Raw genomic sequence first — 25,285 nt, forward strand, 5'->3', positions numbered from 1 at the left:
AGGGCGAGGGGCCGCGAGCGAGGCACGTTACGCAAAGGCCCGCATCTGCCGCGCCCGCAGCCGTGACGGCCTTGCCGGAACCGCCGGCGCCTGCTGCGGGGGCTTGTGGCGTCGGAAGCGTCCGGAGCGTGGCGATACGCGCCCGCAGCGCGGGCGTTCAGGCCCGCGGCCGCTCTGTGCGCGACCGAGCTTGCGCGCGTGCCGCCGTGTTCACCGGCGGGGCCCGCGATGACACCCAGAGCGATTGCGTCCTGGCCGCCGGGGGCGGTTGATCGATCCGCGCCGCGTGCGGTCCGTGCAGGGCGTCGCCCGTATCGTCCGCGCTCGCCGCGAAGGGCCATGAGAGGGCCTGCAAGGGCCCTTACGCGGGTTCGGGACGTAGTCCGAGGCTCGGGCCAACCAGATCGCTGTACGGGCGCCTGGGCGAGGTCCTGGCCCGTCGGGCGTGTGCAACCTCATCCCCTCGATCTGGGGGTGCTGCCCCACTGGCCCTCCACCATTTCGGGCGCACACCCGGGAGGTGCATCTCATCCGGTGCCGTGGTGCGGTTCGGCATGTAGACGTGGCAGGGGTGAGGCGGGGTGTAGGGGGCCCGCGGCGGGTTTCGGCTGCCGTGGTGCGATCCGGCATGCCGACGTGGCAGGGGTGAGGCGGGGTGTAGGGGGCCGCGGCGGGTTTCGGGTGCCGTGGTGCGGTTCGGCATGTCGACGTGGCAGAGGTGAGGCGGGGTGAAGGGCGCCCGGGGCGGGTTGGCGCCGTCGAGGACCGGCACCGGTTGCCGCGGTCGGACCCGTTCATCTCTACTCCCGGTCAGCAGGGCCGCGACGCGCGGTCCTGCTGACTCTTCGTGCGTGCTGTTGCCCCCCGGACGGGGTTGCGTTGGGCCGGTTGGGGGAGCGCGCGGTGGGTTCACTCGGCGGGGTGGGGCCGAACGGGTGGTGGGTGGGGGCCGGACGGCTCTGTGGGGGAGCCGTCCGCCCTCAGTGGTCAGCGGTAGTGGAGGGCGGTGCAGATCCACGTTCTGGGGTGGTCCGGGCGGGTTGGGTGGGGACGGTGGTCCAGGCGTACGGCGACGGCCTGGAAGCGGTCGGGGCCCAGGCGCAGTCTCAGGAAGCCCTCTGCGGTGTCCTCCGCGGGCGCGGTGGCGTTGGAGGCCACGAGGCTGAGGGAGCCGCTGTGAGTCGCGTTCAGGTGTTGCCGCAGTTCCTCGACCACCGCGCGGACGTGCGATGTGGTGTACGGGGTGAGCTGCCGCAACGGCCGCCTTCCCGCGAGGGTTTCGGTCAGGTAGATCGCGAAGCGCCGTACCTGGCACCGGGCCTGCTCGGAATCCGGTTCCTCGGGCGGCGGCCCGTCCGCCCCCACGAGGCGCAGCCGCGGTCGTCCGACGACCGGTGGGCGGGTCGGGAACGGGATGACGACGCCGTCCGCGGGGTCGTACTCCGGCTCACAGAGCGGCGCCCGCAGGATCCGGAGCCGGGGAAGCGGCTCCCCGGGTCGGAAGGGCACGGAACCGCCGGCGGGCGCGCGGACGAGTTCGAACGGGTGGTGGGTCTGCGGTGTCGGGCCGGTGCCGGCGGCGGGCGGGTGTGGATCCCGACCGGTCGCCGGCGGCGGAACGCGGCGCCGCGCGGGCGAGGGCGGCGTCTCGCGGGCGGTGCCCTGGACGGTGTTGACGGTATTGCCGTACTGGACCATGCGGTCCTCCCCGTGAAGCGTGTGCCGTGGTGCATTGGGGGAGGACGGCGGCGTTCGGCCGGCGCCGAGCGCTGTCCCCCGCAGCGCAGCTTTCCGGCCATTTGCTACCCGGCAGGCCCACCGCCCGTCAAACAGCCGGTTGCCGCCCGGCGCTCGCAGGCGGCCGGGGCCGGGCGCGGGCGTGCGCCGGGATGAAACCGGGTGATTCGGTGCAAGAAGTCAGGGGACGCCGATCGCCCGAGGTCGGGCGGACTCGTACGATGCAGTGCTGCCGACCGTGCGGATTCATACGTACGGGCGCCCCGTCCACCGCCACGTCCTGGAGCCCCGATGCGTGTGTACGTCCCCTCGACGCCGACCGCCCTCGCCGCGGTGCGGCGGGACGCCGCCGTGGCACCCGCCCCCGTCAGCGCATATGCGGTGACCGCCGAGCTGCGCGAGTGGTGCGGCACCGAGGACGCCGAGGAGCTGGAGTACGCCGCGACCGTCCTCGCCGGCCGCATGTCGCTCGCCCTCCTCGCAGAGGACGACGCCGCCCGTCCGCGGCGCGTGGTACTGGCCGCCGAGGTGCCCGACGCGATCGTCACCGCCGTCCCCGACCTCGGCCCGGGCGCGGTGCTCGTCGACGGCACCATCCCGCTCAAGCGCGTCGCCGCCGTGCTCATGGACGCCGAGGACGCCGAGGAGGCCGTGGTCGCCGCGAGCCCCGTCGCCGCGGCCGCGCAGGACGGCGACGCCGCGGCCGAGGCGCTGGTCGAGGCCGCCGAGGAGCACGAGCTGATGTGGTACGCGACACAGGAGCTCGGCGATCTCATCGACTGATCGACCGCTCCGACTGTCGGGCGGACGGTGCACAATGCGTCGATGAGCCCGTTGCCGACGCGTCACATTGTGTGGGACTGGAACAGCACGCTGTTCCACGACATCGACGCGGTCGTCGCGGCGACCAACGACTCCTTCGCCGCGTACGGCCTCCCGCCGATCACGCTGGAGCGCTACCGCGACCTCTACTGCGTCCCGGTCCCGAAGTTCTACGAGAAGATCACCGGCCGCATCCCCGAGCCCGACGAGTGGGCGGTGCTGGACGCCGCCTTCCAGAAGTCGTACGCCCGGCACGTCGCCGCGTGCGCCCTCACCCCCGGCGCGGACACCCTGCTGCGCGGCTGGCGGGATGCCGGCCGCACGCAGTCGCTGCTGTCGCTGACCGCCCACGACGACCTGATGCCGTTCGTGCACCGCTTCGGCATCGACGCGCACTTCCTGCGCGTCGACGGCCGGATCGGCCCGCCCGGCGGCGGCAAGGCCGAACACCTCGCACGGCATCTGGACGCCCTCGCCGTGGACCCCACGACGGTTGTGCTCATCGGCGACGCGGCTGACGACGCGCACGCCGCCCGCGAGGTCGGTGCCTCGGCCGTGCTCTACACCGGCGGCTCGCACGCCCGGGCCAGCCTGGAGCCGGCCGGGGTGCCGGTTGTGGACACCCTTGAGGAAGCGGTCGCGCTCGCCGGGCAGTAATGCGTCAAACCGTCCAAAACGGGGCACCTCGTTCCGCATGGATGCTGTGACTCAGGTTCCGTTGCCGGTGAATGAGCCGGTTCGTTCGTATGCGCCGGGGAGTGGGGAGCGGGCGCGGGTCGAGGGGGAGTTGAGGCGTCAGGCGGGGGAGCGGGTGGAGCTGACGCAGACGATCGGCGGGATGCAGTCGGTCGGGGGCGGGGAGCGGGTGGAGGTGGTGCAGCCGCACCGGCACGGTTCCGCGGTGGGGTGGTTCGGGTCCGCGACGCAGGAGGACGCGCGGGCCGCGGTGGCGGCGGCGAAGGCGGCGGCGCCGGGCTGGCAGGCGCTGTCCTTCGACGACCGTGCGGCGGTGTTGTTGCGGGCGGCGGACCTGTTGGCGGGGCCGTGGCGGGAGCGGCTTGCGGCGGCGACGATGCTGGGCCAGTCGAAGACGGTGCAGCAGGCGGAGATCGACTGTCCGTGTGAGCTGGTGGACTTCTGGCGGTTCAACGTGCATTTCGCGCGGGAGATCCTGGCGGAGCAGCCGATCTCGTCGCCGGGGGTATGGAACCGCCTGGACCATCGTCCCTTGGACGGGTTCGTGTACGCGGTGACACCGTTCAACTTCTCGGCGATCGCGGGGAACCTGCCCACCGCACCGGTGCTGATGGGCAACACGGTGGTGTGGAAGCCCTCCCCGACGCAGACCCTGGCGGCGTGGCATGTGATGCGGTTGCTGGAGGAGGCGGGGTTGCCGCCGGGGGTGGTGAACATGCTGCCCGGCGACGGCGTCGCGGTGTCCGAGGTGGTGCTTGCCGACCGGGACTTCGCGGGGCTGCACTTCACCGGGTCGACGCCCACCTTCCAGAAGCTCTGGTCGACGATCGGGGCGAACCTGTCGGGGTACCGGGCGTATCCGCGGATCGTGGGGGAGACCGGCGGCAAGGACTTCGTTGTCGTGCACCCCTCCGCGGATGCGGCCGCGGTGCGGACGGCGTTGGTGCGGGGGGCGTTCGAGTACCAGGGACAGAAGTGTTCGGCGGCGTCGCGGGCGTATGTGCCGCGGTCGTTGTGGGAGGACGGTCTGCGGGACGAGTTGGTGGCGGATGTGGAGTCGCTGACGATGGGCGACGTCGCCGACTTCTCCAACTTCATGGGGGCGGTGATCGACGCGCGGTCGTTCGCGAAGAACAAGGCCGCGATCGACCGGGCCAAGGCCACGCCGGGCATCGACATCCTGGCCGGGGGCACGTACGACGACAGCGAGGGCTACTTCGTGCGGCCCACCCTGCTGGTGTGCGACGACCCGGCCGACGAGGTGTTCACGACGGAGTATTTCGGGCCGATTCTGGCCGTGTTCGTCTACGACGACGCGGACTGGTCGCGAATGCTCGCCCAGATGGAGTCCGTCGCGGCGTACGCCCTGACCGGTTCGGTGATGGCGCGGGACCGGGCGGCGGTGGCGGAGGCGTCGCGGGTGTTGCGTTTCGCGGCGGGGAACTTCTATGTGAACGACAAGCCGACGGGTGCGGTGGTGGGCCAGCAACCCTTCGGCGGCAGCCGGGGCTCGGGCACCAACGACAAAGCGGGCTCGAAGCAGAACCTGATGCGGTGGACCAGCACCCGTGCGATCAAGGAGACCCTCGTCCCACCCACCGACTACCACTACCCCTACATGGAAAAGGGCGTGATGGGCCAGGTCTCCCAGTTCGCCAACGACATGAAGGACGCCTTCAAAGGCTTCGGATGACCAGGTGCACGCGTGGGCGGCCCGAGTCAGCCGACCGGCGCCTTGCTGCGCAGCACCTGGATGAACTCCCGCATCCAGCCCGGGTGGTCGACCCAGGTACGGCCGGAGACAAGGGTGCCGTCCACCACGGCCTCGCCGTCGACGAAGGTGCCGCCGGCGGCGCGGACGTCCGGGGCGATGGCCGGATAGGCGGACGTACGCCTGCCGTCCAGGACCCCGGCCGCGGCGGCGATGAGGGGGCCGTGGCACAGGTGCGCGACCGGCTTGTCGTTTTCGAAGAAGTGGCGCACCAGGCGCTGGACGACCGGGTTGTTGCGGATGTACTCGGGCGCGCGGCCGCCCGGGACGACCAGGGCCACGTAGTTCTCCGGGCGCACCTCGACGAAGGCGAAGTCGGCCGGCCAGGTGTAGCCGGGCTTCTCGGTGAAGGTGTCGAAGCCGTCCACGAAGTCGTGTACGACGAACTGGAGTTTCTTGCGTGAGGGCGCCGCGATGTGCACGTCGTACCCCTCCTCGCGCAACCGCTGGTAGGGGTACAGCACCTCCAGCGACTCCGCCGCGTCTCCGGTGATGATCAGGACCCTGTGTGCCATGGCGACCGCCTCCCCGAGCGACGCACCGTTCCGGTACGTCTGTCCGCCGTACGTCCGCTTCCGTCCACGGTGCCCCGCCGTCCGCGAATCGGCAATGGGCTACCGGTCGTGGACAGGGGGTGACGGGAGCGGAATCCTGCAATACGTTCGGCACGAGTACGACATGTGCGTGTGCTGGGCTGTGCGCACCGCGGCACGACGACCAAACGGACCACCGCACACACCACACGACAGACCACCGACGACAGGCCCGAGACGGCCGGAAGTGAGGGGGACGACGTGATCAAGCGCGCCAGGGACAACGGCTCGACGCGGATCACCTTCTGCCTACCCGTGGACGACCCGGCCGGCCGGGTGAGCGTCGTGGGCGACTTCAACGGTTGGGAGCCGGGACGCCACACCCTCGTGCGGCGCAGCAACGGCACCCGCTCGGTGGCCGTCACGCTGGCGCCCGGCTCGACCGTCCGCTTCCGCTACCTCGCGGAGAACGGCGTCTGGTTCGACGACGAATCGGCCGAACACGACGGTCAAAACGGCATCGTCACGGTCTGACCGCTGCGCCCGGCGTTGTCCATTTGACGCAGTGTCGGCGCGTCGGGTGGATTGCTGACAGGTTGTGCCCCATGCCGGACCCGGGGCCCCGGTACCGCCGCGGCACGGCGCGGGTAGCCTGGCGGGCGTGGGTGGCCCTCGACCCGCAACGCACGTGTGTACGTAGGCACCGCGGTCGCGCCGCCGGGACAAGGGTGTCCCGGCGTCCGGAACCGGTCGGCAAAGACGCCGTCCGGGAACCGCCGTGGCGCTGCGCCACGTCGCTGCCGTTCGGGGACACTCGCAAATCAGGAGACACACGCAGTAGTCGGTCACGCAACGGCGCGCGACAGGGAGCATCGGCATCATGCAGAGCAAGCTGGACGAGGCGAAAGCGAATCTGCTGGCCCGGGCGGCGGAGAAGGCCCGGCAGGCATCGTCACAGCACGGAGGCGGCGACGGCCCCGGTCACATCGACCTGGACGTGCTGCTTCGCCGCTACTACCGGCACACCGCCCCCGACGACCTGGTGGAACGGGACCCGGTCGACGTGTACGGGGCGGCCATCTCGCACTGCCGACTGGCGGCGTCCCGCCCGCAGGGCACGGCGAAGGTGCGGGTTTACACCCCGACCGTCGAGGAGAACGGCTGGTCGTCCGGCCACACCGTCATCGAGATCGTCACCGACGACATGTCGTTCCTCGTGGACTCGGTGACCAACGAACTCTCCCGCCAGGACCGGGCGATCCACGTCGTGATCCACCCGCAACTGGTGGTCCGGCGCGACATCACCGGCAACCTCACCGAGATCCTGGACACCTCCGACGCCTCCGTGGTCCCCGACGACGCGGTGGTCGAGTCGTGGATGCACGTGGAGATCGACCGGGAGAGCGACCGCGAGGACATCCGCGCCATCGAGAGCGGCCTCAAGCAGGTCATGGACGACGTGCGCGAGGCGGTCGAGGACTGGACCAAGATGCGCGAGACCGCGATGCGGCTCGCGGACGAACTGGCCGACGAGCCCCCCGCGCTGCCCAGCGAGGAGATCGGCGAGGCCTGGGAGCTGCTGCGCTGGCTCGCCGAGGACCACTTCACCTTCCTCGGCTACCGCGAGTACGACCTGGTCGTCGAGGACGGCGAGGACAACCTGCGCGCGGTGCCCGGCACCGGCCTCGGCCTGCTGCGCCCCGACCAGGATCTGTCGAACGCGTTCAGCCGCCTCTCGCCGGAAGCCCGGGCCAAGGCCCGCGAGAAGAAGCTGCTGATTCTGACCAAGGCCAACTCGCGCTCCACCGTGCACCGGCCGTCGTACCTCGACTACATCGGCGTCAAGAAGTTCGACGCGGACGGCAACGTGGTCGGCGAGCGGCGCTTTCTCGGCCTGTTCGGGTCGTCCATCTACACCGAGAGCGTCACGCGCATCCCGGTGGTGCGCCGCAAGGTGCAGCAGGTGCTGGAGATGGCCGGGTTCCCGCCGGCCAGCCACGACGGCCGCGACCTGCTCCAGATCCTGGAGACGTACCCGCGCGACGACCTCTTCCAGATCCAGGTGCCGGAGCTGTACGACATCGGCATCTCGGTCCTGTACCTGCAAGAGCGCCGCCGCCTGCGGCTGTTCCTGCGCAAGGACGAGTACGGCCGCTTCCACTCGGCCCTCGTCTACCTGCCGCGCGACCGCTACACCACCGAGATCCGCCTCAAGATGCAGGACATCCTGCTGCGCGAGCTCGGCGGCTCGGTCATCGACTACACCGCCCGCAACACCGAGTCGGTGCTGGCCCGGCTGCACTTCACGGTCCGGGTGCCGCGCGGCTCGACGCTGGGCGACCCGGACGTCGAGCACATCGAGCGGCTGCTGTCCGCGGCGACCCGCTCGTGGGCCGACGACTTCGCCGAGGCGCTGGTCGCCGAGTGCGGCGAGGAGCCGGCCGCCGAGCTGTCGCGGGCGTACGCGAACGCCTTCAACGAGGGCTACAAGGCCGACTTCACCCCGCGCACCGCCGTCGCCGACCTGCGCCGCATCGAGGCGCTGGACCCGGGGGACACCGGCGCGGACTTCACCCTGAACCTCTACCAGCCGATAGGAGCGCTGCCGGGCGAGCGGCGCTTCAAGATCTACCGCACCGGCGGCCCGCTGTCGCTGTCCGACGTGCTGCCGATCCTCCAGCGCATGGGCATCGAGGTCGTCGACGAGCGGCCGTACGAGCTGCGCCGCAGCGACGGCCGCATCGCGTGGGTGTACGACTTCGGCCTGCGCCACGACCCGACGCTGGAGGCGGGCGACGACGTCAAGCTCCTCTTCCAGGAGGCGTTCGCCGCCGTTTGGACCGGCAAGGCCGAGTCCGACGGATTCAACGCCCTGGTGCTGCGCGCCGGGCTGACCTGGCGCCAGGCCATGGTGCTGCGCGCGTACGCCAAGTACATGCGGCAGGCCGGCTCGACCTTCAGCCAGGACTACATCGAGGACGCCCTCGTCGGCAACGTGCACATCGCGCGCCTGCTGGTGAACCTCTTCGAGGCCCGCTTCTCGCCCGGCCACCAGGCCGCGGGCACCGAGCTGGTGGACGGCATGGTGGAGGAGCTGGAGGGCGCCCTCGACCAGGTCGCGAGCCTGGACGAGGACCGCATCCTGCGCTCCTTCGTGTCGATGGTCGGCGCCACGCTCCGCACGAACTTCTTCCAGCGGCGCAGTGACGGGGAGGCGCACGACTACATCTCGCTGAAGTTCGACCCGCATCGGATCCCCGACCTCCCGGCACCGCGCCCGAAGTTCGAGATCTACGTGTACTCGCCGCGCGTCGAGGGCGTGCACCTGCGCTTCGGCGCGGTCGCGCGCGGCGGCCTGCGCTGGTCGGACCGGCGCGAGGACTTCCGCACCGAGGTTCTGGGCCTGGTCAAGGCGCAGATGGTGAAGAACACCGTCATCGTGCCGGTCGGCGCGAAGGGCGGGTTCGTCTGCAAGCACCTGCCCGACCCGCAGGCCAACCGCGAGGCGTGGCTCGCCGAGGGCGTGGCCTGCTACCGGACGTTCATCTCCGGGCTGCTGGACATCACCGACAACCTGGTGGCCGGCGCGGTCGTGCCGCCGACGGACGTGGTGCGGCACGACGGCGACGACACCTACCTGGTGGTCGCGGCCGACAAGGGCACCGCGACGTTCTCGGACATCGCCAACGAGGTGGCCGGGGCGTACGGCTTCTGGCTGGGCGACGCCTTCGCGTCGGGCGGCTCGGCCGGGTACGACCACAAGGGCATGGGCATCACGGCGCGCGGCGCGTGGGAGTCGGTCAAGCGGCACTTCCGCGAACTGGGCCACGACACGCAGACCGAGGACTTCACGGTCGTCGGCATCGGCGACATGTCCGGCGACGTGTTCGGCAACGGCATGCTGCTGTCCGAGCACATCAGGCTGGTGGCGGCGTTCGACCACCGGCACATCTTCCTGGACCCGGAGCCGGACGCGGCCGTCTCGTACGCCGAGCGCCGCCGCCTGTTCGACCTGCCGCGCAGCTCGTGGGCGGACTACAACCCCGACCTGATCTCGGCCGGCGGCGGCGTGTTCCCGCGTACCGCCAAGTCGGTGCAGATCACCAAGCAGGTGCGCGAACGCCTGGGCCTGGCCGACTCGGTGACGCGCCTTGCGCCGTCCGAGCTGATGAAGGCGATCCTCCAGGCGCCCGTCGACCTGTTCTGGAACGGCGGCATCGGCACGTACATCAAGGCGGCGTCGGAGTCGAACGCGGACGTGGGCGACAAGTCCAACGACGCGATCCGGGTGGACGGCGGCGCGCTGCGCGTCAAGGTGGTCGGCGAGGGCGGCAACCTGGGCTGCACGCAGCTCGGGCGCGTGGAGTTCGCGCTGGCCGGCGGCCGGATCAACACCGACGCCATCGACAACTCGGCGGGTGTGGACACCTCGGACCACGAGGTCAACATCAAGATCCTGCTGAACCAGGTGGTCTCGGCCGGGGACATGACCGGCAAGCAGCGCAACACGCTGCTGGCCGAGATGACGGACGAGGTCGGCCGCCTGGTCCTGGAGAACAACTACGACCAGAACTACGCGCTGGCCAACGCGGTCGCCCAGGCCCCGCAACTGCTGCACGTGCACATGCGGTACCTGCGCAAGATGGTGCGCGACGGGCAGCTGGACCGCGACATCGAGTTCCTGCCGAGCGACCGGCAGTTGCGCGACCGCCAGCAGGCGGGCGGCGGGCTGACGCAGCCGGAGCTGGCGGTGCTGCTGGCGTACACGAAGATCGTGCTCGCCCAGGAGCTGCTGGCCTCCGATCTGCCGGACGAGGACTACCTGCGCGGCGAGCTGCACCGGTACTTCCCGACCGCGCTGCAAGAGCGCTTCGGCGCGCAGGTCGACGCACATGCGCTGCGCCGCGAGATCATCACGACGCGCGTGGTCAACGACCTGGTGAACCTGGCCGGCATCTCGTTCATGTTCCGCATGCGCGAGGAGTCGGGGGCGTCCGCGGACGAGGTGGCCCGCGCGCACCTGGCGGCGCGTCAGATCTTCGGCGCGGACGATGTTCTGGACCGCATCAAGGCGCTGGACAACAAGATCCCGGCGTCGGTGCAGACCCGCATGCGGCTGCACATCCGCCGCCTGGTCGAACGGTCGACGCGCTGGATGCTCAGCAACCGGCGCGAGATCGACATCGCGGCGCAGATCGCGTTCTTCTCGGAGGGCGTCGCGGACGTCGCGGCGCACCTGCCCAAGCTGCTGCGCGGCAGCGATCTGGAGTGGATGGACGGCCTGTACCAGCAATTCACCGAGGCCGGGGTGCCGCACGAGCTGGCGACGGTGGTGGCCGGGTTCTCGTCGGCGTACGCGGCCCTGGACATCGTCGAGGTGTCCCGCGACTCCGGGCACGGCGTCATCGAGGTCGCCGAGGTGTACTTCGACCTGGTCGACCGCCTGCCCATCGCGATGATGCTGGACCGCATCATCGAGCTGCCGCGCGACGACCGCTGGAAGTCGATGGCCCGGGCGTCGCTGCGCGAGGACCTGTACGCGGCGCAGGCCGGACTCACCTTCGACGTGCTGTCGTCGGGCGGGCCGGAGGACACGCCGGAGCTGCGGTTCAAGGCGTGGGAGGAGCGGAACGCGTCGGTGATCAACCGGGCGCGGACGACGCTGGAGGAGTTGCAGGAGGCGGAGACGTACGACCTGGCGACGCTGTCGGTCGCCATGCGGGTCATCCGGACTCTGCTGCGCAGCGGGAGCATGAACTGAGCTGACGGAGTGTCAAGTACGGCCTGAACCGGGCGGTTCGGGCGGGCTTGGGCTTGTGCGGGGCCACAGGGAGGTGTTCTCCTTGCGGCCCCGCCGGCGTTTCCGGCCGGTCATCTCTTGATGAACGCGGGTCAATAGTCGAAGGTGGGCGTCCGTACGTCCGCACACGTCCCGCTCGCCCGCCGCCGTTCGTGTCTCGGAGGCCCAGATGCACGAACGACCGGAACCGGACGAGGTCGAACCGACTCCGTATCTGCCGGCTTGGCTGGACGGGACTCCTGCTTATGGGCGGGAGTATCGGCTTGACCAGGAGTCTGGGCATGGTCAGGCGCAGGGCAACGCATATGAGCAGGGCTCACATGGGGCGGACTCATATGGGCAGGGCTCGTATGGGCAGGGCTCATTTGGGCAGGACTCATTTGGGCGGGGCGGCTATGGGCAGGGCCCATATGGGCACGCCGATTATGGGTCGGCTGCATATGGGCAGGGCTCATACCAGCCGGGCTCGTACGGGCCGGGCTCGTACGGGCAGTCGACTTATGGGCAGCCTGTCCCAGGGCAGGCGTCCGATCACGGATCGCAGTACGGCGCGCAGTACGAGGCGTACTACGACTCACCGCAATATGGACCGGGGGACTTCGACGACGGGCCTGCGCCGGAGTACCAGTCGCGGCCACCGTCGGGGCAGCAGTACTACCCGCGACGTCCGGTGCGCGACGAGCAGCCGTCGGCGGCCCTGGTCCCGCGTCCGGCCGAGTCGGGGGTCGAGAGGCAGTCCGACGCGGCGCTCGCCCCTACGCGTCGGGAGATCCGCGAGGTTCGCGGACGCCGGGGGCTCGGGCGGCCGGTGCGCGTGCTGCTGGTGTTCGCGGTCGTCGCCTGTCTCGGCGTGTTCGGCTACTGGGGCTGGACGCTGTACGAGGGCGAGCCCGCGGGCGTCCGCGAGGGCAGTTGCATCGCCGCGCTGGGCGGAGCCGACGTCAAGCCCCTGAACTGCACGGACGCCCGCGCCAAATACACCGTGCTGGAGGTCTTCAAGGGCGCGTCGGACCCGACGACCTGCGCCGTCGTGCTGGGCGCCACGGACCCGATGGTGGTGCACCGGGACGGGCGTACCGATGTCTGGTGCGTGGCGCCCAATGCACGGGCCGGGAACGGATGATGACGCTGCGTCATATCTGCGTGCGCGGCATGTGTGCAACGCGTGCGTCAGGTGCGTGACGCGCGCTCCGCCTCGGGGCGGCGCGGCGCCGGGATGTCGGCCTCCAGCAGGAGCAGGTCGTCCCGCCTGCGGTCCTTGAGCAGCCACCAGGCGCTCAGGTAGAACGCGGCCGGCACCCCGGTCGGGGCGAGCAGCCACAGCGGGCCCTTGAGCGTCACGACGAGCATGGCCGCCCACAGGTGGAACATCCCCAGCGTCGCGGCACGGCCCAGCGCGCCGTAGCCGTGGCGGAGCATGCTGCGGACCGCGAATATGCTCCCCGCGCAGAGCGCGGCGAGTGCGGCGGCCAGAATCGCGGTGAGTGTCAGCATCCCTTCGAGCCCGGAGAGCCTTTCGTGCTCCTCCTGGCGAACGGCGGCGGCCATGACGCCCAGCGTCCCCGCACCGAGAAGCAGCGCGGTCCCCTCGACCACCAAAACGGCATACAGCGTGCGCAGCAGCGCTGTTCGGCGGCTGCCCCTCATTTCGTGCCCCCCGCTTCCCTCCTCGCCCCAGGCAGCCTCACCAACCAGTCTTACTGGGGCATTCCCCGTGTAATTTGTTAATCACGTTACGCCTGATGGACCTTGCCAGACGCGGCGACCCCCCATGGTGCCGGATCTGTAACGATCCTGGGCCAAGTCGGTGGCCCGGTCCGGGACCGGTGGATTAGCGTGGGCCGTGCCGCGACTGGCGTCGACGTGGAACCGACCACGAGGAAGCGGCAGCGAGCTTGTGCGCGCGGTGCCGTCCGCCTGGGCACCCGGGTCCCGTCCTGAAGGCCGACCCGGGAGGAAACCCGTGGCATTCGTCGAAACACCCTCACCCACCGTTCCGTTGGACGCGCTGCGCGACACCGACCCCGAGATCGCCGCGCTCGTCCGTGCCGAAGAACGGCTCCAGGGCGAGACGCTGCGCATGATCGCGAGCGAAAACTACGTGTCCGCGGCCGTGTTGCGAGCGACCGGCTCGGTGCTCACCAACAAGTACTCCGAGGGCTATCCGGGCCGCCGCTACTACGAGGGCCAGCAAACCGTCGACCCCATCGAGGAGTTGGCGTGCGCACGGGCCCGGGCGCTGTTCCGCGCGGAGCACGCCAACGTCCAGCCGTATTCCGGCTCGCCCGCCAATCTCGCCGTCTACCTGGCCTTCGCGAAGCCCGGCGACGCGGTCCTCGGCATGTCGCTGCCGATGGGCGGGCACCTCACCCACGGCTGGGACGTGTCGGCGACGGGCCGCTGGTTCCGGTCCAGTTCGTACGGCGTGCGCCGCGACACCGGCCGGATCGACCTCGACGAGGTCCGCTCGATCGCCCTGCACGAGCGCCCCAAGCTGATCTTCTGCGGCGGTACGGCGGTGCCGCGCGCCATCGACTTCGCCGCGTTCGCGGAGATCGCCCGCGAGGTCGGCGCGGTCCTCGTCGCGGACATCGCGCACATCGCGGGGCTGGTGGCGGCCGGCGTGCACGCGTCCCCGATGGGCCATGCCGACGTCGTGTCCACGACCACCCACAAAACGCTGCGCGGCCCCCGCGGGGCGATGATCCTGTGCGGTGCGGAGTACGCCAAGACCGTGGACAAGGCGGTGTTCCCGGGCCTCCAGGGCGGTCCGCACAACCGTACGACGGCGGCGATCGCGGTCGCGCTGCGGGAGGCGGCGACGCCCGAGTTCGGGGCGTACGCCCGTGCGGTGGTCGCCAACGCCCGCCGCCTCGGCGACGAACTCGCCGCCTGTGGCTTCGACTTGGTCTCCGGCGGCACGGACACGCACCTGCTGCTCATCGACCTGACGTCGCGCGGTGTGCCCGGCAAGCCCGCCGCGAAGGCGCTCGACCGCGCCGGAATCGTCGTCAACCACAACGCCGTCCCCTTCGATCCGCGCCGCCCGTTCGACCCGTCCGGCATCCGTGTCGGGACGCCCGCGCTGACGTCTCGCGGGCTGGGCGAGGAACACATGCCGCGCGTCGCCGAGTGGATCGACCGGGTGGTCGAGTCGGTGCGCACCGGGCGGGACGGCGTGGAGGAGCAAGTGCGCGGTGAGGTACGGGAGTTGATGGCGTCCTATCCGGCACCGGGGCTGCCGGTCGACTGACGCGGACGGCGCGTGGGCGGGGCGCGGGGGCGCGGTGATGCGCGGGGCCGCCGTACGCGACGCGACCGGTGCGCGGTGATGCGCGGGGGCCGCCGTGCGCGGCGCGACCGGTGCGCGGTGCCGCCGCCCCCGCTCGTTCACCAGAGCCGGGGCAGCGGCGCCGCGCCCAGTTGGTCGGCGGCGCGGCGCAAGGTGCCGATGAGCAGGGCGAGATCGGTCGGTCCGATGAGCGGGCGCCCGCTCGCCGCGGTCGCCGCGGACCGGCGGGTGAGCGGCGCCCCCATGTCGGTCCAGTCCTGCCGTACGGCCGTCGGACGCAGCGTCGCCGTGCGCGGCATGCGGCCCGTCACGCGTCCCGCCTGGAACGGATGGACGGCGCCGTCGGACCCGCGGATGAGCGCCCGGCCCGGGTACTCGTCGTCCAGCGTCGCGGCGTCGTCGATGTGGATCAGTGCGTGCGACGCGGTCGCGTCGTCCGTGCGCAGCGCGACGCGCAGCTCCGCCTCCGCGGTGGCCTCGATCGAACCGGCCATCGCGGGCTGGCCGGTCGCGACCGCGAGGTGCACGCCCAGGGCGCCGCCGCGGTGGACGATGTCGGCGAGTCCTTTGACCAGCCCGGGGAAGCGTCCGGCCAGGCGCTCTATGTCGTCGACGGCGACGAGCACGCGCGGTAGCGGAAGACCGTGTTCGTCGCGGTAGGAGGCGAACCGGCCGCCGTGCAAAAGGTGTTCGCGGCGCGCGAGTTCGTGCAGGACAGCGGAGATGGCGTCGGCGGCGCGCGGCGCGTCGGGCTCGTCGAGATAGCCGATGGTGTGCGGGAGTTCGGCGCATGCGGCGATGCCGTCGGGGGCCTGCTGCGGGTCGATCGGAGTGCCGCGCACCAGCACCACGCCCAGTTGGTCGGGGCGGTTGGCGACCGCGAGCGAGGTCACGAGCGCGGCGAGCAACTCGGTCTTGCCGGAGCCGGCCGTACCGCCGATGACCATGTGCGGGCCGTCGTGGTCGAGGTCGACGGTGACCGCGCCGCGCACATCGGCGCCGAGGACGCCGCGCGGGCTGCGGCCGCCCTCGCGCCACGAGCCGAGCACCTTGGCCGGAGTCATGAGGTCGAAGCCGAGCAGGTCGAGCAGGCGTACGGTCTCCGGCAGCGGGGACACGGTACGCGCGGCGGCCTCGCGCAACGGGGCCAGCGCGCGGGCGAACCGGTCGGCCCAGGCGGGGGACACGGCGTCGGCGACGATGTCCTCTATCCGGTTCGTACCGGGGCCGATCAGCGACAGCCTGGTGCCGACTTCGCCGGTGACCCGACCGATCACCGAGCATTGCAGGGGCAGTTCCTCGGCGCGGTCGTCCAGGCACAGCGCGTGGACGCCCGCCGCCGGGCCCTCGGCGAGCAGCCGCACCAATTCGGGGCGGGCGGTGAGCGTTCCCGCGCCGTCCATGACGACGACGGTGCGGCGGCGCCCGCGCCCACTGCGGTCGCGGTCGAGCCGGTCCAGCAACTCGCCGGTACGGGCCAGGACTTGGTCGCGGTTGAGGCCGAGCAGCAGGCGGCAGTCCTGGCCGTCGGTCGGACGGAGCTGGGGCAGCCAGCGCAGCCACGCCCAGTCCGCGGCGGTCGCCGGATCGGCGCACAGCAGCACGAGTTCCAGCTCGTGCGGGCCGTGCAGCGCGGCGAGTTGGGCCACGACGGACCGGGCGAGGCCGAGCAGCCGGGGCCGCGGCCCGGCCAGGCCGAGCACGGAGTCGCGCAGCGAGACGGTCACCGGGGCGGAGTACGCGGTCAGCCTGCGCACCCCCTCGCTGGACGTCACGGAGACCTCGGAGAGGACGTCGCCGGTGCCGAGGCGCACCGCGAGGCGTTCGGCGGGGTCGCCGTGGCGCTCCCAGATCCGCACCGGTACCGCCGGTCTGCCGCTCTCCGCGGCGCCCGCGTCGAGGGCGGCGAGGAGCAGCGCGGCGAGGTCGGGGTTGTGCGCACGGCGCCGCCGTACCTCCTCGACGACCGCCAGCCGGGCCTGGTCCTCCAGCCGGGCGCGCTCGGCGGCCACCGCGCGGCGCCGACCGGCGAACCCCAGCCTGCGGCTTGTGGGTTCGTCGGGCAGATCGAGCCGCACGGGTTCGACCGGCGGAGAGGGCTGCCGGGGGAGGCGGGGCAGCACGACGTGGCCCAGCCCGTCCGGGCGCGGCGCGTCGGGGGCGGCCTGTGGGTCCGGGTCGTAGGGGAGCGGCAGGACGGCGGTCAGGGTCGTCTCGCCGAGCCGCAGCAGCGAACCGGGCTCCAGGCGCATCGCCTCGGCACCGACCGGCACGCCGTCGAGCGTCGTGCCGTTCGTCGAACCGAGGTCGGACACGCGGACGTGCCCGCGCGCACCGGGAGTTATCGTCAGCTCGGCGTGCAGACGGGACAGATCGGGGTCGCCGAGCCGGATCTCCGCCTCGGGCGCGCGGCCGATCCGCACGGTGCCCTGGCGCAGCAGGTGCACCCCGCCGGCGTCCGGCCCGCCGACGACCCGCAGTTCGGGCGATCCGACGGCGGGCGACGCGGGGCCGGGGCGCCCGACGGTCACCAACGCGCCGTCCACGAGCGGCGGTCGGCCGAGCGGAGTGTTGTCGGCCAGCCGCGTGTCGCCGACCCAGAAGCGCTGTCCGTCGGTCCCCGACGTCGACCGCAGCGCACCCGCGACGGCCCCGAACGTCGTCCCGGTGGGGGCGGTGACGAGCACGTCCGCCCCCGGTCCCTCGCCACGGGACCCGAGCACGGTCAGCCGGATCTGCATGCTCCTCCGTCCGCCCTGCCACAGCGTTGCCTGCGTACCCCGCGCGACAACCACACGGGTGATGCGACGTGCACGGTACGCATCCTTCCATCCGCGACGAGGATGGCACCCCCCGAACTCCAATAGGAATGATCTTGACGCCGCCACTCCACCAAGGAGCCTCCGAGCTTTTCGACCACACCAACACAATCCCCCGCACACGTGCCGCGCGAAGGCGGGCCTCGGCGGCGGGAGGGCGCTGAGGACGGGTGGGCGTCGCGCCCGGTGACACCCACACATTGTTGACGGACCTTCGGACCACGTTCGCCCGCAGCCGCGCGAATGCGTTCTTTGCCCGGTTCCCGCCTGTGTGGGTCGCGGGGTGGTGGCGAGGCCACAGGCAGCCACTCGCCGACGCCCACCAAGCCGCCAACGACGCGCGCTCGCCGCTCCCCGCACGGGGCGGGCGGTCCCGTCGGCGCCACGCCCGACGCACCGCGGGCATACAGCGGATCGGCGTCGGGGCCGTCTCGGTCTCGGTCACGTGTGGCGTGTCGGCCGTATCGAGAGCACGGGCGTGGGACCGTCTCGGTCTCGGTCTCGGCCTCGTTCGCGTGTTGCGTGTCGGCCGTATCGAGCGCGCGGGCGGCGGCGTGGCCTGGTGGCAGGCGCCCCTGGTTGGCCACCAGCCTCTCGACAGGAGAGTTGCGCGCGCACAGCGCGGGACAGGCGCGTCGCGCGGGCGCACGGCGCGGTCCCCCCGGGGGGCACCTGCTGCCGCCTTTCGTTCCGTTGCGGCGTCCACGTGGGGGTGGACTGTGGGTGATGAACCGGTTTCGGGTTGGGTGCGTCCAGTCCCGCGAGGGGCGATGTGCGTGGCCCTGCGTGCGCTTTAAGGTGTGCGAACAGCTGTCAGTAAGTCTGGGGAGCGCAGTGGACCGGCCGGTCGGAAGCAAGTACCTGCTTGAGGAGACACTCGGGCGGGGCGCCAGCGGCACCGTGTGGCGTGCGCGTGTCCGCGACACGGGCGAGGTCGTCGCGGTCAAGGTGCTGCGCGAGGAGCTCGCGGGTGACCCCGATGTCGTGACGCGCTTCCTGCGCGAGCGGTCGCTTCTGCTGCGGCTCAGCCACCCGAACCTGGTGCGTGTGCGCGACCTGGTGGTCGAGGGCGAGCTGCTCGCCCTCGTGATGGACCTCATCGACGGGCCCGACCTGCGCACCTACCTGCGCGACAACGGGCCGCTGCCGCCCGTCGCCGCCGCGCTGACGATGGCTCAGGTCTGCGACGCGCTCGCCGTGACGCACGCGGACGGGGTGATCCACCGCGACCTCAAGCCCGCCAACATCATGCTCAACCGCAACGGCGACTCGCTCTATCCGATGCTCACCGACTTCGGCATCGCGCGCCTCGCGGAGTCGCCCGCGCTCACGCGCACCCACGAACTCGTCGGGACGCCCAGTTACGTCGCCCCGGAGTCCGCCGAAGGGCGCCCGCTGACCCCGTCCGTCGACATGTACGCCGCCGGCGTCGTGCTGTACGAGCTGGTCGCCGGGCACCCGCCCTTCACCGACTCCAACCCGATCGCTCTGCTGCACCGCCACCTGGCCGACACACCGACCCGGCCCGCGAACATGCCGGACGCGTACTGGCTGGTCGCCGAGCGCTGCCTGGCCAAGCAACCCGAGCAGCGCCCGGACGCGGAAGGCCTCGGCAAGGCGCTGCGGCTCGCCGCCGACGTGCTCCAGGGCACCCGTACCGACGACGGCTCGCTGCGCCGCATGCTGGACGCCGCGGCGATCGGCGGAGCGGCAGCGGCGGCGGGCGCGGCGGGTGCCGCGGCCGCGGGCGGACCACCCCGGCCTCCCGGAGCCGACGACCCGACGCGGGTCGTGCCGCGTTCGGGCCCCGCCGTACCCGCTCCGCCGTCGCCGCCCCCGCAGCCGCCCGTGCCCGACCGGACGCGCGTGATGGACGAAGTGCCGCCGCCGTACCGGCCGTCGGCGCAGCCGCCGGGGTATCCGCAGCAGCCGCTCTACCGCGACGAGCCGGGGTACGCCCGGCAGGGCGGCCCGTCCGCCGCGCCGCCCGCCCCGGCTCCGCCCGCGCCGTACCGCGCGCCGGAGCCGCCGGTGCGCCGCGAACCGCCGCCCCCGCCGCCGCAGCGCCGCGAGTCGCCGCGTCCGCCGGACGTCGAACCCCCGCACCGCCCCCGGCGCGAGCCGCGGGAACCGCGCGAGCCGCGCCGCAGAGGCGGGTTCCGTCCCTCGCGCATCCCCGGGGTCGGCTGCACGTTGGGCTGCCTCATGCGGTTGGTCGTGATCGCCGCGATCCTGTTCGCCATCTACTGGTTCAGCCCGCTGCGCGACTGGGTCAACAGCGCGATCGACGTGTTCGACGAGGTCAAGGGCTGGTACGAGAAGTCCAAGGACTTCTTCGACGGCGGCGGCGACGGAGGCAACGGCGACACCGGCGGGAACACCGGGGGCGTCGGCACCGGCGGCAACCCGTAGGCCACACCGTCCCTCCCCAAAAGCCCACCCCAGAAGCGCACCCGAGAGGCCCGTCCAAGAAGCGCACCCAGAGGCCCACCCCAGAAGCCCGTCCGAGCAGCCCACCCCAGAGGCCCACCTGGGAAGCCCTCTGACAAGCCCGCCCGATTAGCCCGCACAACCCGCCCGCACGCCCCCGTACCGCCGCGCCAATGTCGACAAAGATGTTCCATGACCACACGACACCCGGTTGCGGATCCGCCACACCACGCTGGTTCGACGTGTGCGGCAGGTAGCCTTCGGGCACGGAAGTCCGAAGTCGAGGCATGCCAAGGACACGGAGCAGCAGTGGCACGCAGGATTGGCAGCCGGTACGTCGCCCTGAAAGTGCTCGGGCGCGGCGCGAGCGGCACCGTCTGGGCAGGCGAGGGACCCGAGGGGCCCGTCGCCATCAAGCTGCTGCGCGAAGACCTGGCGTCCGACGAGGTGTTGGTCGCGCGCTTCGTCCAGGAGCGGACCGCTCTCGTCAGTCTCGACCACCCCGGCATCGTCGGCATCCACGACCTCGTGGTGGACGGTTCCGACCTCGCCCTCGTCATGGACCTGGTCGACGGCCCCGACCTGCGCACCCGGTTGGAGAAGGAGCACGTCCTCACCCCCGCGCTGGCCGCCGCCGTGTGCGCGGATGTCGCCGAAGGGCTCTCCGCCGCACACGCCGAGGGCGTGATCCACCGCGACGTGAAGCCCGAGAACGTCCTGCTCGACACCGCGCACGGCCAAGTCCGCGCAAAACTCACCGACTTCGGTATCGCCCGCCTCGTCGACGCACCGCGCCGCACCCGCGCGACCCGCATCATCGGCACACCCGACTACCTCGCGCCCGAGATCATCGAGGGGTTGCAGCCGACTGCCGCCGTCGACGTGTACGCGCTCGGCACCGTGCTGTACGAACTCCTCACCGGCTGGACCCCGTTCGGCGGCGGTCACCCCGGCGCGGTGCTGCGCCGCCACGTCACCGAGCCGGTCCCCGGCATCCCCGGGCTGCCCGCACCGGTCGCCGAAGTCCTCGCCGCCTGCCTCTCCAAGGCTCCCGCGGCCCGTCTGACGGCCCGTGAGGTCGGCGAACGCCTGCGCGCCGCACAGCCCGCGCTCGCGGGGCTGCCGCGCTTCGACGTACCGGCTCCGGACGGCGGCGGCCACCCCGACCGTGGCGAGACACCGCCGCCGCTGCCCGCGGGGGTCGTGCCGCTGGTGTCCGGCACCGAGCCGGACGCGACGCGTGACACGCACACCAACCTCGCCCGCCCGACCTTCTCGGCCCCGCCGATCGCCGCGTCCCGGCGCCGCAGCACGCACCGCAAGCGTCGCAACCGCACGGCCGCGGTGGTCGGCACCGTGCTGGTGCTCGCCATCGCGGGCGGCACCGGCTGGTGGCTGCTCGGCAAGGACGACGAATCGCCCAAGAAGCAGGAGCCGGTCGGCTCGACCGTCTCCCCGAGCGGGGTGCCCGCCGCGGCACCGGCCGCCCCGCCGCCCGCGTCACCGGGTTCCGGCGACCGAGCGGCGCGCGTACCGGTGTGGGACAAGTGGACGCAACTGCCCGTCGCCCCCGTGCTGCTGGTCGGCGGGCCCGGTGCGGCGCGTCCGGCCGACGCGCAGACATACGTCGTGCAGCGCGACGCCGCGGGCCAGCCTTGGTACTCGGTCGGGGACGGCGCGAGGTTCGGCGACTGGCAGAAGCTCCCCGCCTTCAAGGCCGCCGAGGACCTGGCCGTCACCGCACCGGCGCCGGGGCGCGTCGACGTGCTGGCCGTGGGCTCCGCCGACCGGCTGCTCTACCGGTGCAGCTTCGCGGACGGCGGTTGGGGCGACTGGACCCGCGTCGACACCAAGACCAAGATCACCGGCGCGCCCGCGGCGACCGGCGACGGCGACCGCCTCGACATCGTCGTACGCTCCGGCGACGCGCTGATGTACGGGACGCTCGCCGGCGCCAACTGGACCGGCTTCGCCAAGGTCCACAAGGCCGGGATCATCGAGCAGGCCCCGGCGTTGACCGCGTCCGTGCCCGGCACGATGGAGGCGTTCGTGGTGCGGGCGGGCGACCACGCCCTGCTCCAGGTGACGTTCGCGGCGGGAGACTGGCGCGAACCGCAGCGCGTCGGCACGTTCGCCGCGGCCGGACGCCCGGCCACCGCGTGGACCCCGACCGGCGGCCTCGCCGTCGTCGTCCCCGAACTGGACGGCCGCGCCGGCGCAACCCAGACCGGTCGCCCGCAGGGCAACGCGGGCCACCTGGTCGGCGCGGTCAGCCTCGGCGACTCCTGGCGCCCGGTCTCCCTGGACGCCGCCGCCCCCGACGGCGTCGCCGCCGTCGCCGCGACCCCCGAGCGCGTGGACGTCTACGCCCGCACCCAAAACGGCCGCATCCAGGTAGCCGTCCCCGCCTGACCCGCCGACCGCGTGCCCACCGCGTGCGCACTCGATGGGGCGTTGACTCCCACCCGACCGCGTGTGCGCACCGCGCGTGCCCACCGCGTGTGCACTCGCCCGCGCCTCGCTCCCCAACCGCCCGGGTGTGCTCGCCAGGTGCGCACCATGTGTGGCCGCCGCGTGCGCACTCAATAGGGCGCTGACTCCCACCCGACCGCGTGTGTCCGCCATGTGCGCACCGTGTGTGGCCGCCGCGTGCGCACTCGACCGTGCGTCGATCCCCACCCGACCGCGTGTGCTCGCCATGTGCGCACCGTGTGTGGCCGCCGCGTGCGCGCTCGACCGTGCGTCGATCCCCACCCGACCGCGTGTGCTCGCCATGTGCGCACCGTGTGTGGCCGCCGCGTGCGCACTCGATGGGGCGTTGACTCCCACCCGACCGCGTGTGCGCACCGCGCGTGCCCACCGCGTGTGCACTCGACCGTGCGTCGATCCCCACCCGACCGCGTGTGCTCGCCATGTGCGCACCGTGTGTGGCCGCCGCGTGCGTGCGCCGCACGCGGCCACCGCGTGTGTCCACCGCGTGTGTCCACCGCGTGTGCCCCCCCGCGTGCGGCCGCCGCGTGTATGCGCTGCGTGCCCACCGCGCGTGCCGCTCCCTCCCTCGCCCACTCCCACCCCTCCCCCCCGCTCCCCATCCGCCGACGAACCGGACAGCCGTGGACCAGTACGATGGGGTGCGTGGCTGCCATTGATCCTTCCGAAGAGCTGAAGTCCGTCGAATCCACCATGGAGTCGATCGAGGCGGTCCTCGACCTGGACAAGATGCGCGCCGACATCGCCGCGCTCAACGAGCAGGCGGCGGCGCCGGACCTGTGGGACGACCCGGAGAGCGCACAGAAGGTCACCAGCCGCCTGTCGTTCCTCCAGGGCGAGCTGCGGAAGGTCGAGGACCTCCGCCGCCGCATCGACGACGTCCAGGTGCTGTTCGAGCTGGCCGAGGCCGAGGACGACGCGGACACGCGCACCGAGGCCGAGGGCGAGCTCGCCGCGATCCGCAAGACCGTCGACGAGCTTGAGGTGCGCACGCTGCTCTCCGGCGAGTATGACGCCCGCGAGGCGCTGGTGACCATCCGCGCCGAGGCCGGCGGCGTCGACGCCGCGGACTTCGCCGAGATGCTGCTGCGCATGTACACGCGCTGGGCCGAGCGCCACAACTACTCCACCGAGGTCTACGAGACCTCGTACGCGGAAGAAGCCGGCATCAAGTCCGCCACCTTCGCGGTGAAGTCGCCATACGCCTACGGCACGCTCTCGGTCGAGCAGGGCACCCACCGCCTCGTGCGCATCTCGCCGTTCGACAACCAGGGCCGCCGCCAGACCTCGTTCGCGGGTGTCGAGGTGCTGCCGGTCGTCGAGCAGACCGACCACGTCGACATCGACGAGTCGGACCTGCGCGTCGACGTGTACCGCTCGTCCGGCCCCGGCGGCCAGGGCGTCAACACGACCGACTCGGCGGTGCGCCTGACCCACCTGCCGACCGGCATCGTCGTCTCCTGCCAGAACGAGCGCTCGCAGATCCAGAACAAGGCGACCGCGATGGCCGTCCTCCAGGCCAAGCTGCTGGAGAAGCAGCGCCAGGAGGACCGCGCCAAGATGGACGCGCTCAAGGGCGACGGATCGTCCTGGGGCAACCAGATGCGGTCGTACGTCCTGCACCCGTACCAGATGGTCAAGGACCTGCGCACCGAGTTCGAGGTCGGCAACCCGCAGTCGGTGCTCGACGGCGACATCGACGGCTTCATCGAGGCCGGCATCCGCTGGCGCAAGCAGCAGCAGGTCGCGAACGCCTGAGCGCCGGGCGGTACGCCGCCCACTCGGCGCGACGGCCGCTGTTCCGGGCAGCGCGAATAGGGCGGCACCGCAATTAGTGCCGCCGAACTCGGCCGAGCGGGTGCGCCGCTGCGGCCGACACCTCTTCACACGCAGCCGCGAGCCCGGCGGTTCCCCGGTTCGCCGCACCGGTCTACCCACTTCGCGCGCGAAATCCCTCCGGAACTCCCTCAATTCTTGAGCGAAACTTAAGGTGAAAAGGGATATCACCCGGCAACCCCACGCAGATCGCCGTTGACGCTTGGCAATCCTCCTGGCAAGGCTTGACCGCCGGACGGGAACAAGCAACTACTGGGGGTCCCAGGAGTGACGAACAAAATGCGCGCCCGCACGGCTCGCATAGCCGCGGCATTCGTCTTCGTCGCGGGCGCCTCGCTCGCGGTCGCGGGCATGGCGGCCGCGGAAGAACCGGACAAGTGCGCCACGAACCCCTTCGCGTCGGGGTGTGAACTCGACCTGGGCATCTTGCCATCGGCAAGCGAATCGCCGTCGTCGGACGCCGGGCTGCTGCCCGGCGACGGCACCGAGACGCCGACCGACGACAACAAGCCCGGCAACGGGGACAACAAGGGCGACGAGACGTCCTCCAGCGCACCGGCCACCACGCCGCCAGCGACGGACACCTCGTCGCAGCCGCCCACGGACGGCGGCACCACGCCGCCCACGAGCGCGCCGCCGACCGTGCCGCCCGCGACGGAGACCACCGCGCCGCCCACGGGTCCGCCGGCCACGAGCCCCGGCCAGGAGTGCGACATCGCCCGCGGCGGCGTCGACTGCGGTGACGGCAAGGAGAGTTCGTCCGCGCCCGCCGGTGACGGCGGACCGCAGCGCAACTACGGCGGCGGTACGACCCCGGCGGCGGGCGCCGCGGCCGGGTCGGCCGGGACCACGGCGGGCTCCGGAGCGGAATTGGCCGACACCGGCCAGGGCGCGAACCTCGCGCTGGTCGTGGCGGGCGGTACGGCGATGGCCGCGGGCGGCTTCGCCTTCACGGTCCTGCCGGGTCGGCTGAACCGCCGCGCCGCGGGCGCCGCGACCGCGTAGCCGCTCTCGGGCCGGATGATCTGGTGACCGTTGGAGACAGCGGAAAGGCGAGGG

General features: G+C 72.1%; 15 protein-coding genes and 1 riboswitch. Of the genes, 11 read left to right on the plus strand and 4 right to left on the minus strand.

Annotated features, from left to right (window positions below):
• Positions 1-987: 987 nt before the first annotated feature.
• A complete protein-coding gene (locus ACRX5S_RS25510; protein WP_436775421.1) occupies positions 988-1,698 on the minus strand; it encodes an Rv3235 family protein in 711 nt (236 codons plus the stop codon).
• A 330-nt stretch (positions 1,699-2,028) separates the two neighbouring features.
• Here ACRX5S_RS25510 and ACRX5S_RS25515 point away from each other — a divergent pair, with 330 nt between their 5' ends.
• The 3 genes from ACRX5S_RS25515 to pruA are packed head-to-tail and all read left to right on the plus strand — an operon-like array spanning position 2,029 to position 4,948.
• Positions 2,029-2,520 carry a DUF6912 family protein gene (locus ACRX5S_RS25515; RefSeq protein ID WP_436775422.1) on the plus strand — a complete coding sequence of 164 codons (492 nt, stop codon included), beginning with the start codon at positions 2,029-2,031 and terminating at the stop codon, positions 2,518-2,520.
• Positions 2,521-2,562: 42 nt separating this feature from the next.
• Positions 2,563-3,216 (plus strand): HAD family hydrolase, encoded by a 654-nt coding sequence (locus tag ACRX5S_RS25520; RefSeq protein WP_436775423.1) that lies wholly within the window; start codon positions 2,563-2,565, stop codon positions 3,214-3,216.
• Between the two features lie 37 nt (positions 3,217-3,253).
• Complete coding sequence (gene pruA, locus ACRX5S_RS25525; RefSeq protein WP_436775424.1) at positions 3,254-4,948, plus strand: L-glutamate gamma-semialdehyde dehydrogenase; 1,695 nt, start codon at positions 3,254-3,256, stop codon at positions 4,946-4,948.
• Between the two features lie 26 nt (positions 4,949-4,974).
• On the opposite strand, the gene ACRX5S_RS25530 is transcribed toward pruA, so the two are convergent.
• A complete protein-coding gene (locus ACRX5S_RS25530; RefSeq protein ID WP_436775425.1) occupies positions 4,975-5,541 on the minus strand; it encodes a DJ-1/PfpI family protein in 567 nt (188 codons plus the stop codon).
• A 279-nt stretch (positions 5,542-5,820) separates the two neighbouring features.
• Between ACRX5S_RS25530 and ACRX5S_RS25535 the strand changes: the two genes are divergently transcribed.
• The 3 genes from ACRX5S_RS25535 to ACRX5S_RS25545 all read left to right on the plus strand — a co-directional run bounded on the left by ACRX5S_RS25535 (position 5,821) and on the right by ACRX5S_RS25545 (position 12,482).
• Entirely contained in the window at positions 5,821-6,093 is a 273-nt protein-coding gene (locus ACRX5S_RS25535) for an isoamylase early set domain-containing protein (RefSeq protein WP_436775426.1), read from the plus strand.
• A gap of 346 nt (positions 6,094-6,439) precedes the next feature.
• A complete protein-coding gene (locus ACRX5S_RS25540) occupies positions 6,440-11,320 on the plus strand; it encodes an NAD-glutamate dehydrogenase (RefSeq protein ID WP_436775427.1) in 4,881 nt (1,626 codons plus the stop codon).
• 709 nt (positions 11,321-12,029) lie between these two features.
• The gene (locus tag ACRX5S_RS25545; RefSeq protein ID WP_436775428.1) at positions 12,030-12,482 is read left to right on the plus strand and encodes an LppU/SCO3897 family protein; all 453 of its coding nucleotides are present in this window, start codon (positions 12,030-12,032) and stop codon (positions 12,480-12,482) included.
• 47 nt (positions 12,483-12,529) lie between these two features.
• Here the strand turns inward: ACRX5S_RS25545 and ACRX5S_RS25550 are convergent, their stop codons facing one another.
• Positions 12,530-13,006 (minus strand): hypothetical protein, encoded by a 477-nt coding sequence (locus tag ACRX5S_RS25550; RefSeq protein WP_436775429.1) that lies wholly within the window; start codon positions 13,004-13,006, stop codon positions 12,530-12,532.
• Between the two features lie 191 nt (positions 13,007-13,197).
• A riboswitch (ZMP/ZTP riboswitch) is annotated at positions 13,198-13,289 on the plus strand.
• Positions 13,290-13,322: 33 nt separating this feature from the next.
• Here ACRX5S_RS25550 and glyA point away from each other — a divergent pair.
• Positions 13,323-14,612, plus strand: a complete 1,290-nt coding sequence (gene glyA, locus ACRX5S_RS25555; RefSeq protein ID WP_436775430.1) for a serine hydroxymethyltransferase — start codon at positions 13,323-13,325, stop codon at positions 14,610-14,612.
• A 137-nt stretch (positions 14,613-14,749) separates the two neighbouring features.
• On the opposite strand, the gene ACRX5S_RS25560 is transcribed toward glyA, so the two are convergent.
• The gene (locus ACRX5S_RS25560) at positions 14,750-17,392 is read right to left on the minus strand and encodes an FHA domain-containing protein (protein WP_436775431.1); all 2,643 of its coding nucleotides are present in this window, start codon (positions 17,390-17,392) and stop codon (positions 14,750-14,752) included.
• A 912-nt stretch (positions 17,393-18,304) separates the two neighbouring features.
• On the opposite strand from ACRX5S_RS25560, the gene ACRX5S_RS25565 reads away from it, so the two are divergent.
• The 4 genes from ACRX5S_RS25565 to ACRX5S_RS25580 all read left to right on the plus strand — a co-directional run bounded on the left by ACRX5S_RS25565 (position 18,305) and on the right by ACRX5S_RS25580 (position 25,231).
• Positions 18,305-19,882, plus strand: coding sequence for a serine/threonine-protein kinase (locus ACRX5S_RS25565; RefSeq protein ID WP_436775432.1), 1,578 nt, complete (start codon positions 18,305-18,307; stop codon positions 19,880-19,882).
• Positions 19,883-20,209: 327 nt separating this feature from the next.
• Positions 20,210-22,312 (plus strand): protein kinase domain-containing protein, encoded by a 2,103-nt coding sequence (locus tag ACRX5S_RS25570; RefSeq protein ID WP_436775433.1) that lies wholly within the window; start codon positions 20,210-20,212, stop codon positions 22,310-22,312.
• A gap of 723 nt (positions 22,313-23,035) precedes the next feature.
• The gene (prfB, locus tag ACRX5S_RS25575; protein WP_436775434.1) at positions 23,036-24,148 is read left to right on the plus strand and encodes a peptide chain release factor 2; all 1,113 of its coding nucleotides are present in this window, start codon (positions 23,036-23,038) and stop codon (positions 24,146-24,148) included.
• A 357-nt stretch (positions 24,149-24,505) separates the two neighbouring features.
• Positions 24,506-25,231 carry a hypothetical protein gene (locus tag ACRX5S_RS25580; protein WP_436775435.1) on the plus strand — a complete coding sequence of 242 codons (726 nt, stop codon included), beginning with the start codon at positions 24,506-24,508 and terminating at the stop codon, positions 25,229-25,231.
• Positions 25,232-25,285: the final 54 nt, after the last annotated feature.

Origin of the sequence: Yinghuangia sp. YIM S09857 (assembly GCF_051388915.1) — a bacterium.
GTDB lineage: Bacteria > Actinomycetota > Actinomycetes > Streptomycetales > Streptomycetaceae > Yinghuangia.

What these genes read in the sequence shown, in the direction of transcription:
- pruA (WP_436775424.1), top strand. Translation starts at nt 3,254, where the DNA reads ATGGATGCTGTGACTCAGGTTCCGTTGCCGGTGAATGAGCCGGTTCGT.
- ACRX5S_RS25530 (WP_436775425.1), bottom strand. Translation starts at nt 5,541, where the DNA reads ATGGCACACAGGGTCCTGATCATCACCGGAGACGCGGCGGAGTCGCTG.
- ACRX5S_RS25510 (WP_436775421.1), bottom strand. Translation starts at nt 1,698, where the DNA reads ATGGTCCAGTACGGCAATACCGTCAACACCGTCCAGGGCACCGCCCGC.
- ACRX5S_RS25515 (WP_436775422.1), top strand. Translation starts at nt 2,029, where the DNA reads ATGCGTGTGTACGTCCCCTCGACGCCGACCGCCCTCGCCGCGGTGCGG.
- ACRX5S_RS25540 (WP_436775427.1), top strand. Translation starts at nt 6,440, where the DNA reads ATGCAGAGCAAGCTGGACGAGGCGAAAGCGAATCTGCTGGCCCGGGCG.
- ACRX5S_RS25520 (WP_436775423.1), top strand. Translation starts at nt 2,563, where the DNA reads ATGAGCCCGTTGCCGACGCGTCACATTGTGTGGGACTGGAACAGCACG.
- ACRX5S_RS25560 (WP_436775431.1), bottom strand. Translation starts at nt 17,392, where the DNA reads ATGCAGATCCGGCTGACCGTGCTCGGGTCCCGTGGCGAGGGACCGGGG.
- ACRX5S_RS25580 (WP_436775435.1), top strand. Translation starts at nt 24,506, where the DNA reads ATGCGCGCCCGCACGGCTCGCATAGCCGCGGCATTCGTCTTCGTCGCG.
- ACRX5S_RS25550 (WP_436775429.1), bottom strand. Translation starts at nt 13,006, where the DNA reads ATGAGGGGCAGCCGCCGAACAGCGCTGCTGCGCACGCTGTATGCCGTT.